Below are 11,973 nucleotides of genomic sequence, written 5' to 3' on the forward strand. Positions count from 1 at the left end.
GAGGCCATTTCGCGACGGCCGATACGGGCGATGAACCTCGCCGTTCGCGCGCGAATGGACCTCGTATGGATCACATATCAAAGCCCCCGGCTTGGCCGGGGGCGTCGCGTCTGGGACGGCGCTACTGGCGTGGGTGTGCCGCTTCGATCTCGGAGAGGGCGTCGCCGGGCTCTTCGTTCTCGTCGAGCAGGCAGGTCAGGGCAAGGACGTTGATCGCCGACTTCAGGCACGCTTTCGCGCTCTCGAACAACTAGGCCGGGCGGCGCCTGGGTGTCGAGGTACAGCGTGGCGTTGCGCGGAAAGCGGTTGGCCTGCGAGGCGGGCAGCAGCGGGATGAAGCGGGGGGACGTTCTGTGACGGAAGGGATGGACGTATCGTTCGGCTTAGCCATGGGGCAGCTCCTATTGAGCTGGGTTGTGGTTAGCGGGTCGTGGGTGTTGCAAGCACCTGCGGCCCGCGTCGTTTCTGGCGCTGGAACGCATCTTGGAAGATCGTCTTGCGACCCCTCCATCATCCTCCTACTGGGTTTTTCTCCAATTCCTGGGCGTCCGAGAGAGGCTGGGAAAATGTCCGGGGGAGTTGTCCGGCGTTTCCAGGGCATGTAGGGGAATAACGCCATGGGCGTTATTCACCGATACCCCGGTTAAGCGGCGGATAACCGCAAGCGGTTATTCGCCCTACGAACCCGGCATCGGAGGTGGAGGCCGGGCATGCACGAAGTTGCTCACTCGCCAAGTGGTGAGGCGGCGAACCCGCCCCGTCAGGAGGCCGAGCGGAGTTGTTGCGCAGGGGGACGAGCAACAGGATGCCTGGGCGAGTCTTTCGGTTCCTTCTGGACGCTCGTGTCCGGTCGTACAGCGCTTGCAAAAGGAACTCGACCGCGAGGGCGAAGCAAGAAGTAGAGGCAGGCACAGAAAGCAGCCGGTCCACCAAGCCTGAAGCCCTCTCAGGCTTTAAGCGGCACCTACACCCTGCCGCGTAGGCGGCCAGGAAGGCGCGAACGATGTCGCTGTAGTGGACTTGGGTATGTCCCCATTGCTGTCCTCCCCTGGAGGAAGAGATAGTTCGCAGCGTGGGAATTTTCCGAGACACCATCGGCTTCCTTGTCCACCCGCGGTGCGCCGGCCATACCCAGTGGGCAACACCTTCGTTGCGCCCATCCAAAGGAGAGCCAAAGGATGTCGAAAACCAAGCACTGGTCCGGGCAGGCCTGCCCCAAGACCGCGACCTATGGCCAGCATGACGACAAGGACGACAGCTACGCCGGCGCGAAGCATGACCGCCAGGTGGACAAGGGCGAGACCTTCCCGCCGTCGCTGAACAACCATCACTTCCAGGAGAAGTGACGGTCGGGCCACGGAGCCGCAGGCGGTTCCGTGGCTTCGGGTCTTTCCCGCCGAGTGCCTTTCCTTTCGACTCAGAACGCCAGCAGGTAGCGCAGGGTCAACTGGCTGCCTTCGCTGCGGTTGCGCGCGCCGCTTTCGGCGTAGAGGTTGGCGAACAACGTTTGCTTGCCGTGGCTGTACATCACCCCGGGACCGATGCCGAATACCCGCTCGCGCGAGTCGGCCTGCCTGTGCCCGTCGATGCGGTCGGCGCTGATCTGCTTCAGCTGGTAACCGGCCAGGCCGACCCGCCAGTGTTCATCGAGCGCGTAGGAAACCGAGAAGTTGGCGTGCAGCGCCTGGCCGGGCTGGATGTCGTCGGCGGCCAGGCGCGGCGAGGGATCGTCGTTGCGGCTGATCCAGGCGTAGTGCAGGCGGCCGCTGAGTTCCAGGCGCTCGCCCAGTTCCCAGGTGAAGGCGTAGTGCGGGTTGAAGATCCAGGTGTTGCTGCCGGTGTTGATCGCGGCGTCCTTGTCGTAGTCGCCGGTGGGCAGGGAGAAGACGAAGTTCAGGCGCTGCCAGTAGGGGCGGCCGAAGAGCGTAGCGGGGCCCCATTGCAGCATCAGCGGACTGACGATCAGGTCGCCCTGGCGGGTGCGCCGGCCGTCCGGGCCACCGTCGATATCGAGGTCCAGGCGCACCAGCGGCAGCAGCACTTCGGCGCCGTAGTGGGCGCCGAGCAGGGTGTTCTGGCTGAGGTAGGCGAAGTGCGGCAACAGCGTGGTGCTACGAACCCGTTGCCGGCCGGGAACCGAATGGCCGCCGGCATCGCTGGCGTTGTTCGCCCGAACGTATTGCAGGGGCAGTTCGAAGAGCATGCCGGGACGGCTGACGCCGTCCATGAAGCTGGTGTTGCCGAGCGCCAGCGGCGGCAGCGCGACGGCGTCGGCGCGGGCCTCCAGGCAGAGCACGGTGGAGAGGGCGACGAGGGTGGGTAGCAGGGCTGCACGCATGAGGGGATTTCTCTTTTTTCCTGGTTCCGTGGGGTCAAAGCAACCTGACCGGGTAGTCGACCACCACCCGGTACTCGTCGGAGCTGGAGTTACCGCGGGTGTTGCCGGGGGCGGTGTAGCCTTCGCCGGGGCGATGGGTGGCCCAGCGCAGGGTCACGCTGAGGCCCTTGGCCGGGCCGGCGGGGAAGGCGTAGCGCAGCGACAGGTCGCGTTCCCAGTGCCGGGCGTTCCTGCCGTCGGGGTTGTAGAGGTAGCCATAGCCCGCGCTGTGCGGATCGACCCGGGTCAGGTCGGCCTCGCCGCGACCGTAGGCGGCGCCGAACTGCCAGTCCGGGGCGGCGAGAAAGGCCAGGCTGGCCTGGTACTGGATCTTCCACGAGCGCTCGCCGGGGCCGTTGAAGTCGGCGTACTGCATGGCATTGCTTTCGTAGAGGAAGGTCCGGTCGTTCTGCGCGATGAAGTCGAATGGCGTGTCGCCATCCACTTTTTGCAGGCTGAAGCTCAGCGACTGGCCGCCGCCGGCCAGGGTCAGGCCGGCGTTGTAGAGGTCGTTGTCGATGCGGCCGAGCTGGCTGCGGCCCTGGTCGCGGGTCTTGTAGTAGTGCAGCCAGGGCGTCAGGGTCATCTGGCCGGAGAGTCGAAATGGCTGGCTGAGGCCCAGGTAGTGCTGGTTCCAGATATCCGCCAGGCGCCCGCTGTAGAGGTTCGCGACGGCGCCGCCGGGCGCGCTGTAGTTGGCGCCGAGCCAGGCGATGTGTGGACTCTCGCGGTCGGCGGCGATCCCGCCCTTGGTGCCGTTGCCGTAGCCGGTGGTGAGAGGGCTGTGTCCGCTCTGGTTGCGCAGGCGGGTGGCCTCGACGAAGCCGGCGTCGAAGTCGAGCGATTGCAAGTGGTAGTTCTTCAGGGTCACGCCGCGATAGCTCTGTGGCACCATGCGGCTGACCCCGCTGGCGATCACCGGGTTTTCCAGCAACTGGTCGCCGATCTTCACCAGACTGTCGAAGCCACGCAGCTTGAGGGCCGCCCCGGCGGCGGAGAAGCGGTCCTCGGGGCGCCCCCGGGCGTCCAGCGGCAACAAGCCGGAACCGCCGCTTCCACCGCCGCCATCCAGGCGCAGGCCGTAGAAGCCGTGTACGTCCAGGCCCACGCCGACCGGGGTGTCGGTATAGCCGGAGCGGAACGACAGCATGAACCCCTGGGCCCATTCGCGCTGGTCGCGGCGGGCGGGCGTGTCGTGGTTGTCGCGGGCGAAGTAGTAGTTGCGGATGAAGCCGTTCAGCGTCGAACCTTCGACGAAGCCCGGCGGCACTTTCATCTCGGCTTTCTGTCGCTGGTTCAGGCCGGTGCTGATGTTGTCGCGATGGCCCAGGGAGTCGTCGGCCAGAGCGGCGCCCGGAGCGGTGGAAAGAGCGAGGCAGAGCGAAACTCCACACTTCATGGAGGATTCAGGCATGGATCCAGTCCGTCTTCGTTGCTGTCTGCCAAGCGTCCGCTCGGGAAAGAAGGGGCATGCAGCCCCTTCTTTCTCATGGTCACTTGCGCTGCGAGTCCAGTTGCTCGTGGTTGGTGACCACGGCCTGGGCCTTGGCGTAGCTTTCGATCAGCAACTGGTAGTGCGGGAACACCGCGCTGTAGGCCTCGGCGAACTGCACGGCGTCGTCGCGGTTCCAGGTGCGCTGGATCTCCGAGCAGACCGCGGCGGTGTCCATCGGCACCACGCCGGCCTGGACCACGCGCGCCAGGGTGATTTCCTGGGCCATCTTGGAGTAGGTGCCGGAGGCGTCGATCACCGCGAACACCTGGTAGCCGTCATGCACCGCGGCGATGCTGGGGAAGGCCATGCATACGCTGGTGATGGTGCCGGCGATGATCAGTTGCTTCTTGCCGGTGGCCTTGACCGCGGCGACGAACTCGGGGTTGTCCCAGGCGTTGATCTCACCCTTGCGCGCCACGTACTGGGCGTGCGGCGCGGCTTCGTGGATTTCCGGGATCAGCGGGCCGTTGGGGCCCTGCGGCACCGAGGCGGTGGTGATCACCGGGATCTTCGCCAGGGTGGCGACCTTGGCCAGGGTGGTGGCGTTGGCGCGCAGTTCGGTCATCGGCATGTCCTTGACCGTCTGGAACAGGCCGCTCTGGTGGTCGATCAGCAGCATGGCCGCGTTGGCCGGGTCGATCTTCGGGGTCTGGCCGTTGAAGTTGGCGGGTGCGCTCATATCCATTTCCTCTTTGCAGGGTTGAAGCGTCCTTGGCTTACGGGGGTAGTGCCCGGCGCCTCCTGCGCCAGGCGTGTCGCGGTCGATCTCAGTGGGCGCGGATGAAACGGCCGTTCTCGAAGTCCTCGATCGCCTGGTCGATTTCCGCCTGGCTGCTCATGACGAACGGACCGTAGCCGATGATCGGCTCGTCCAGCGGCTCGCCGCTGAGCACCAGCAACCGCACGTCGTTGTTGGCTTCCAGTTCCAGCCGCTCGCCCTCGCGGTCGAGCAGGGCGACCTGGGCCTCGCGGACGATCTCGTCGCCGACCGCCAGGGTGCCGCGCAGGACCACCACGGCGCAGGTATGGCCCCTGGGCAGGTCCAGGCCGAGGTGCTTGCCGGCATTCAGCTGGATGTCCCAGACCGCCAGCGGTGAGTGGGTCAGCGCCGGACCCTGGTGGCGCCCGTGGCGGCCGGCGATCACCCGCAGCTCGCCGGCCCTGTCGGGCAGGCCGACGCGCGGGATGTCGGCGTCGAGCAGGGTCTGGTAGCGCGGCGGGTTCATCTTGTCCCGCGAGGGCAGGTTGACCCAGAGCTGGACCATCTCCAGCGTTCCACCCGTGGTACGGAATCGTTCCGAGTGGTACTCCTCGTGGAGGATCCCCGAGGCCGCCGTCATCCATTGCACGTCACCCGGGCCGATATGCCCGCCGGCGCCGGTGGAGTCGTGGTGCTCCACCTCGCCCTGGTAGACGATGGTCACGGTCTCGAAGCCGCGATGGGGGTGCTGGCCTACGCCACGACGATGCTGCGCGGGTGGAAAATCAGCAGGCCCGGCATAGTCCAGCAGGAGGAAGGGACTGATATGCTGGCCCAGCGTGTTGTAGGAAAAAAGTGAACGAACGGGGAATCCGTCGCCCACCCAGTGGCGGTTGGCGTTACCGTAGATTCCCAGGACCTTTTTCACGTCGGTGCTCCTCGATTGAGTCGATGGAGCGATACGCTAGTTCCCGGGATGGGGAACCGGTAGTCCGTAAATCAAGTCTCAGAGTCTCGCAGGTGGAACGATGAGTGGTGAGCCGGTGTTCGATCTGAACGAACTCTTCATCTACGCCAAGGTGGTCGAGCACGGCGGTTTCGCGCCTGCCGGACGGGTGCTGGGGATTCCCAAATCGACGCTCAGCCGCAAGGTCGCCCAGCTCGAGGCGCGCCTGGGCGTGCGCCTGTTGCAACGCTCGACCCGGCAGTTCCAGGTCACCGAGATCGGCCAGGCCTACTACCGGCATTGCGTGGCGATGACGGTGGAAGCCGAGGCCGCCGAGGACGTGATCGAGCAGAACCGTTCGGAGCCCTGCGGCATGGTGCGGCTGACCTGCTCGACGCCGTTGCTGCACTTCGGACTGGCATCCATGCTGGCGCGCTTCATGGCGCAGTACCCCAGCGTCGAGCTGTACGTGAAGACCTTCAACCGCCGCGTCGACGTGATCGCCGAAGGCTACGACCTGTCCCTGTCGCTGCGTTTCCCGCCGCTGGAGGACAGCGACCTGGTGATGAAGGTGCTGGCGCGCAGCCCGCAGGTGCTGGTGGCGAGCCCGGAACTGCTGGCGCGCTACCGTCCGCCGGAGCTGCCGGCCGATCTCTCGGCGATGCCTTACGTGGGCTGGGAGCGTTCGCGCCTGGACGGCAGCCTGCGCCTGGTCGGTCCGGACGGTAGCAGCGCCAGTCTCAACCTGCGCCCGCAATTGCTCAGCGACGACCTCGGCAGCCTGCGCCAGGCGGTGCTCGAAGGCGTCGGCATCGGCGGCCTGCCGTCCTGCGTGGTCGGCCGCGACCTGGCCGAGCGACGCCTGGTGCGGGTGCTGCCGCACTGGACGCCGGTGGAGGGCATGGTGGTGGCGATGTTTCCCTCGCGGCGCGGACTGTTGCCGTCGGTGCGCGCGCTGATCGACTTTCTCGGTGAGGCGTTTGGCGAGGCGCACCGCCGGCAGGTCGAAATCACCGCGGGGGCGACGCCGGAGCCGGCGGTCCATGGCTGACGCTCACCATGCTCGAGCCGCCCCGGCGGTTGTGCCGCCAACCGTCGGGGCGGCGGCCGGAGTCGTGGCGCCGTAGAGCTTCAGCAGTTCAAGGGTAACGCCGTTGGACCAGCCGAAGCCGTCCTGCAATGGATACTCGCCGCCACCGCCTCCACCCTGGCCGCCGCTGATGTCGTACTTCTCCACCAGCTTGCCCTCGCGTTCGTAGACTTGCCGCACCTGGGCGAGGAAACGCCGGCCGATGTCCGCCGCCAACCCGTCCCGGCCATACGCGCGCAGGCCCTGCACGGCGACCCACTGCAACGGCGCCCAGCCATTCGGCTCGTCCCATTGCTGGCCGCTGGCGCGGGTGGTGGTGGCCAAGCCGCCCGGGCGCAGCAGGTTGGCGGCGACGCTGTCGGCGGTACGTGCGGCGCGTTCGGCGCTGGCCAGGCCGGTGAACAGGGGGAAGAGGGTGGCGGCATTGATCCGCTCGATGGGACGCCGGCGTTGCCAATCGTAATCCGCGTAGAAGCCGTCCGGGTGCCAGAGGTGCTCCTCGATGACCTGGCGACGCTTCTCCGCTCGGGTGCCGTAGCCTCGCTCGCAGGCCTCCAGCGCGCTGCTGGCGCAGGCCTTGGCGATGGTGCGCTCGAGATGGTAGAGCAGGGCGTTGAGGTCCACCGGGACGATGGCGGTGGTGCGGATGCTGGCCAGTTCCCGGCCATCCTCCAGCCAGCGGGAGGAGAAGTCCCAGCCGCTTTCCGCGCCGGCCCGCAGGTCGCGATAGACCTCGCTGGCGGGACGCTGCGGGGCGCGCGCGGCGGTCGCCCGGTCCTCCAGGTAGGACTCCTGGCGCGGTGTGTCGCGGTTGTCCCAGTAGCGGTTGAGCAGGCTGCCATCGCCCAGCCTCACCACGCGCAGGCGCGCCTCGTTGGGGCGCAGTCCGGCGGAGCCTTGCATCCAGTAGGCATATTCCTTCTGTAGCTGCGGCAGGTAGCGGCGATACGCGGCGTCGCCTTCGCGCCGTGCCTGCAGGTCCACCATGTAGGCGAAGAAAGGCGGCTGCGAACGGCTCAGGTAGTAGCTGCGGTTGCCGTTGGGTATGTGCCCGTAGGTGTCGATCAGGTAGGCGAAGTTGTCGACCATGTCGCGCACGCGCTGGTGTTGCCCGCTTTCCGCAAGGCCGAGCATGGTGAAGTAGGAGTCCCAGTAGTAGACCTCGCGGAAACGTCCGCCGGGGACGACATAGGGTTTCGGCAAGGGCAGCAGGCTGCTGTGGGCCGGGACCTGCTCATAGTGGCGGGTCAACGCCGGCCACAGGTCGCTGATGTGGCTGGCGAGGTCGGCGCCCGCCTCGGGCGGGGCGGTCTCGACGCTGCCGGACTCTTCGAAGTTGCGCGCGACGAAGGCGCGCAGATCGAAGCCGGGGCGTTCCTTCTCGCTCAGGTAGTCGGCGCGGATCCGCGCGGGCTCGCGCAGGGGGAGCGCATCGACGAAGTGCTTCTGGTCGCTGAACAGCCGGCTTTCCTGCACGGCCTGGAACAGCTCGGGATAGGCCTGGTCGGGGGCGATCGCGCGTTCGCCGCTGGCGTCCTGCCAACCCCAGGACGCGGGTGGCGCTGGCGCCGGGCCCTGGCTGCAGGCCGCCAGCAGAAGCAGGGCCCAGGCCGCGAGCATGGCGCGGGGCAGAGTGGTTCGAGCGGGCATCGGCTGTCTCCTCTTCGGCAACGCCGGGCGCGGATCGGTCGCCGGCGGGGGCCAGGGTGGCGCGACAACCCGACGGGAGGGCCGGGGATGTCGCTATCCTGTTTCGGTGAGCCGCGCCGCACGAAGTTCCATCGAAAGGATCGCCAGGCTACCTATCGCTTTCGACAGGACCTTGCGGATGAACTCCAGCGCTTCGCGCAGGTCCGTCGCAGAAGGGGCGCGAGCCCCCAGTCGCCGTTTCGCCGTGCCGTTCCCCGCTGCCCGCGCCTTGCGCAGGGCCTCGGCGGTTCGAATCTCCTGCCCGTCCCTTCACGTCGGGAAGCCTGCGTTTCCCGAGAGGAGTGTTTCGCAATGGCCACCGCACTACGCTTCAGACCCCTGGACGCCTTCTACAACGTCCTCAACCCGGTTCCCTTCGGTTTCTTCGTCGCCGCCCTGGTCTTCGACGTCGCCTACTTCGCCACGGCGGAGGTGATGTGGGGCAAGAGCGCAGCCTGGTTGATCACCCTCGGCCTGCTCTTCGCCATCCTGCCCTGCGTTGTCGATCTGTTGCGCGTATGGCTGCTGCGGCGCGCGGCGGTCGTCGCGGCGGCCAGGGTTGCCTCGCTGCTGAAGTTCGCCGGCATCGTCCTGGCCATCTTCAATGCCTTCGTGCATAGCCGCGACGCCTATGGGGTGATGCCGGTCGGACTGTGGCTGTCGATCGCGACGGTGTTGCTGCTGGCGCTGGGAGAGGCGCTCCTGGCGGTATCCGAAGAGGAGGTGGCGCATGGCTAGCCTCCACTCGCTGCGCCCCGTCGCGCTTGCCGTCGGCCTGGTCCTGACCGGCTGCAACCAGGGGTCGCCGAACGATCCGCAGCGGCAGACCGGCGCCAACCCGTCGCTCCCGGAGCCGAAACACTTCCTCCTGCCGCCGATGAAGGTGCCGGAAGGCGTGGGCTGGTCGGGAGAGGCCAGGCCGACGGTGGCGCAGGGCCTGAAGATCGAGAAGATCGCCGATGGCCTGCAGCACCCTCGCCAACTGCTGGTCCTGTCCAACGGCGATGTACTGGTGGTGGAGGCCAACTCGCCCGGCACCGCGCCGGTGACCACGCCGAAACAGCTCATCGCGGGGATGGTCAAGGGTCAGTCCGGCAAGGCCGGCAAGGGCGGCAACCGCATCACCCTGCTGCGCCGCGCCGACGGCGGAGGCCACTGGCAGAAGTACGTGTTCCTTGAAGGGCTGGACTCGCCGTTCGGCGTGCAACAGGTGGGGAACTACCTGTATGTCGCCAATACCGGAAACATCATGCGCTACCGCTACGTTCCCGGCGAAACCCGCATCGCCGGCCCCGGGATGGAGTTCACCGACCTGCCGGACACCATCAACCACCACTGGACCAAGGCCCTGCTCGCCAGCCCGGACGGACGCAAGCTCTACGTCGGCGTCGGTTCGAACAGCAATATCACCGAAAACGGCGCGGCGATCGAATACCGTCGCGCGGCGATTCTCGAGGTGGACGTCGCCAGTCGCGGCAGCCGCATCTACGCCTCCGGCCTGCGCAACCCGACCGGTCTGCAGTGGGAACCGGTCTCCGGCAAGCTGTGGACCATCGTCAACGAGCGCGACGAGATCGGCAACGACCTGGTCCCGGACTACCTGACCTCGGTACGGGAGGGCGGCTTCTACGGCTGGCCCTACAGCTACTTCGGCCAGCACCTGGATCCGCGGGTGAGGCCGCAGCGTCCCGATCTGGTGGCGAAGGCCATCGTTCCCGACTACGCACTGGGTTCCCACGTGGCCGCGCTGGGCCTGTTCTTCTATACCGGCGACCAGTTGCCGGAGCGCTATCGCAACGGCGCCTTCGTCAGCGAGCACGGTAGCTGGAACCGCTCGCCGGTCAGCGGCTTCCAAGTGGTTCACGTGCCGTTCGTCGATGGCAAGCCCGCCGGAGCGCCGCAGCCGGTGGTGACCGGGTTCGTCTCCGCCGACGAGAAGCAGCTGTTCGGCGCGCCGGTGGGCTTGGCGCAAGCGGACGATGGGGCGCTGCTGATCGCCGATGACGTCGGCAACGCCATCTGGCGAGTGAGCGCCGCGGGCGCCGACTAGCGGCCGGGCCGACCATAACCGGGCCGGTGGCGACACTCCGGCCTGGTCTCCGCCCCCTCGACCCGGCGCAGTAAATCCGTGCGGCCCTCCTGCGTCTCCTCTGCATCCGATCCGTGAATGTCGCCACAGGCGTGCGGATCGCCGGTTGCCAGTGGAACACCACCACGCCTCGAGGGTTGAAGACATGCACGTCGCCACCAGCGTCATCGAAGACCAGCCGCTCCGCGCCACCCCGGCGGAGGGCGAAACGCTCTATGAATTTTCCGAGTCGCCCCTGCTGCAACGGCAGAGCCGCCAGGAGTCCAACGCGCGCAGCTATCCGCGACGGATTCCGCTGGCGCTGAAGAAGGCCAGGGGTCTGCTGGTGGAGGACGTCGAGGGGCGCACCTTCATCGATTGCCTGGCGGGCGCCGGGACCCTGGCGCTGGGGCACAACCATCCGGTGGTGATCGAGGCGATCCGCCAGGTCCTGGCCGACGAGTTGCCGCTGCACACCCTCGACCTGACCACCCCGGTGAAGGACCAGTTCGTCCAGGACCTGTTCGGTCTGCTGCCGCCGGCGCTGGCCACCGAGGCGAAGATCCAGTTCTGCGGCCCGACCGGCACCGACGCGGTGGAAGCCGCGCTGAAGCTGGTACGCACCGCCACCGGACGCAGCACCATCCTGTCGTTCCAGGGCGGCTACCACGGCATGAGCCAGGGCGCGCTGGGGCTGATGGGCAACCTCGGGCCGAAGAAACCCCTGGGCGCGCTGCTCAGCACGGGCGTGCAGTTCCTGCCGTATCCCTACGACTACCGCTGCCCGTTCGGCCTAGGCGGCGAGGCCGGGGTCAAGGCCAACCTGCATTACTTGGAGAACCTGCTGAACGATCCGGAGGGCGGCGTGCAACTGCCGGCGGCGGTGATCGTCGAGGTGGTCCAGGGCGAGGGCGGCGTGGTCCCGGCCGACCTCGACTGGCTGCGCGGCCTGCGGCGGATCACCGAGAAAGCCGGGGTGGCGCTGATCGTCGACGAGATCCAGAGCGGCTTCGCCCGTACCGGCAGGATGTTCGCCTTCGAGCACGCCGGCATCGTCCCGGACGTGGTGGTGCTGTCCAAGGCCATCGGCGGCAGCCTGCCGCTGGCGGTGGTGGTCTACCGCGAATGGCTGGACAAGTGGCAGCCCGGCGCCCACGCCGGCACCTTCCGTGGCAACCAGATGGCCATGGCCGCCGGCTCGGCGGTGATGCGCTATCTCCGGGAGCACGACCTGGCGGCCCACGCGGCGGCCATGGGCGAGCGCCTGGCCGAGCACCTGCGCATCCTCCAGCGCGACTATCCGCAACTGGGCGACATCCGTGGTCGTGGCCTGATGCTCGGCGCCGAGATCGTCGATCCGCAGGGTGTCGCGGATGCCCTCGGCCACCCGCCGAGTGACGGCGCGCTGGCCTCGCGGGTCCAGCGCGAATGCCTGAGGCGCGGCCTGATTCTCGAGCTGGGCGGCCGCCACGGCAGCGTGGTGCGCTTCCTGCCGCCGCTGGTCATCAGCGCCGAGCAGATCGACGAGGTGGCCCGGCGCTTCGCCCGTGCCCTCGGCGCGGCGCTGGCCGGCTAATTTTCCCGCCGGGCTTTTCGTTATCCAACGCA

General features: G+C 67.6%; 11 protein-coding genes. 5 read left to right on the forward strand and 6 right to left on the reverse strand.

The window, feature by feature from the left end; genetic code table 11:
• Positions 1 to 121: 121 nt before the first annotated feature.
• On the reverse strand, positions 122 to 250 hold the full coding sequence (locus tag B7D75_RS29930; RefSeq protein ID WP_258169378.1) for a hypothetical protein: 129 nt from the start codon (positions 248 to 250) through the stop codon (positions 122 to 124).
• A 928-nt stretch (positions 251 to 1,178) separates the two neighbouring features.
• Here B7D75_RS29930 and B7D75_RS29570 point away from each other — a divergent pair.
• Positions 1,179 to 1,346, forward strand: coding sequence for a hypothetical protein (locus tag B7D75_RS29570; protein WP_003155273.1), 168 nt, complete (start codon positions 1,179 to 1,181; stop codon positions 1,344 to 1,346).
• 71 nt (positions 1,347 to 1,417) lie between these two features.
• On the opposite strand, the gene B7D75_RS13110 is transcribed toward B7D75_RS29570, so the two are convergent.
• The 4 genes from B7D75_RS13110 to B7D75_RS13125 all read right to left on the reverse strand — a co-directional run bounded on the left by B7D75_RS13110 (position 1,418) and on the right by B7D75_RS13125 (position 5,500).
• Positions 1,418 to 2,338 (reverse strand): SphA family protein, encoded by a 921-nt coding sequence (locus B7D75_RS13110; RefSeq protein WP_012075647.1) that lies wholly within the window; start codon positions 2,336 to 2,338, stop codon positions 1,418 to 1,420.
• A 34-nt stretch (positions 2,339 to 2,372) separates the two neighbouring features.
• Positions 2,373 to 3,791, reverse strand: coding sequence for an OprD family porin (locus tag B7D75_RS13115; RefSeq protein ID WP_107114089.1), 1,419 nt, complete (start codon positions 3,789 to 3,791; stop codon positions 2,373 to 2,375).
• Between the two features lie 79 nt (positions 3,792 to 3,870).
• On the reverse strand, positions 3,871 to 4,551 hold the full coding sequence (locus tag B7D75_RS13120; RefSeq protein WP_003089647.1) for a hydrolase: 681 nt from the start codon (positions 4,549 to 4,551) through the stop codon (positions 3,871 to 3,873).
• A gap of 88 nt (positions 4,552 to 4,639) precedes the next feature.
• The gene (locus B7D75_RS13125; protein WP_034080635.1) at positions 4,640 to 5,500 is read right to left on the reverse strand and encodes a pirin family protein; all 861 of its coding nucleotides are present in this window, start codon (positions 5,498 to 5,500) and stop codon (positions 4,640 to 4,642) included.
• A 100-nt stretch (positions 5,501 to 5,600) separates the two neighbouring features.
• Here B7D75_RS13125 and B7D75_RS13130 point away from each other — a divergent pair, with 100 nt between their 5' ends.
• Positions 5,601 to 6,569, forward strand: a complete 969-nt coding sequence (locus tag B7D75_RS13130) for a LysR substrate-binding domain-containing protein (protein ID WP_034080636.1) — start codon at positions 5,601 to 5,603, stop codon at positions 6,567 to 6,569.
• 3 nt (positions 6,570 to 6,572) lie between these two features.
• Here the strand turns inward: B7D75_RS13130 and treA are convergent, their stop codons facing one another.
• On the reverse strand, positions 6,573 to 8,258 hold the full coding sequence (gene treA, locus B7D75_RS13135) for an alpha,alpha-trehalase TreA (protein ID WP_107114090.1): 1,686 nt from the start codon (positions 8,256 to 8,258) through the stop codon (positions 6,573 to 6,575).
• Positions 8,259 to 8,609: 351 nt separating this feature from the next.
• Between treA and B7D75_RS13140 the strand changes: the two genes are divergently transcribed.
• The 3 genes from B7D75_RS13140 to B7D75_RS13150 all read left to right on the forward strand — a co-directional run bounded on the left by B7D75_RS13140 (position 8,610) and on the right by B7D75_RS13150 (position 11,941).
• Positions 8,610 to 9,035: a DUF2231 domain-containing protein gene (locus tag B7D75_RS13140; protein WP_107114091.1), complete on the forward strand. Its 426-nt coding sequence runs from the start codon at positions 8,610 to 8,612 to the stop codon at positions 9,033 to 9,035.
• Positions 9,028 to 10,347 (forward strand): PQQ-dependent sugar dehydrogenase, encoded by a 1,320-nt coding sequence (locus tag B7D75_RS13145; protein ID WP_107114092.1) that lies wholly within the window; start codon positions 9,028 to 9,030, stop codon positions 10,345 to 10,347. The genes B7D75_RS13140 and B7D75_RS13145 overlap by 8 nt, the downstream gene beginning before the upstream one ends.
• Positions 10,348 to 10,531: 184 nt before the next feature.
• The gene (locus tag B7D75_RS13150) at positions 10,532 to 11,941 is read left to right on the forward strand and encodes an aspartate aminotransferase family protein (RefSeq protein WP_012075653.1); all 1,410 of its coding nucleotides are present in this window, start codon (positions 10,532 to 10,534) and stop codon (positions 11,939 to 11,941) included.
• The last annotated feature ends 32 nt before the right edge of the window (positions 11,942 to 11,973 follow it).

Source organism: Pseudomonas paraeruginosa, assembly GCF_003025345.2.
Lineage (GTDB): Bacteria > Pseudomonadota > Gammaproteobacteria > Pseudomonadales > Pseudomonadaceae > Pseudomonas > Pseudomonas paraeruginosa.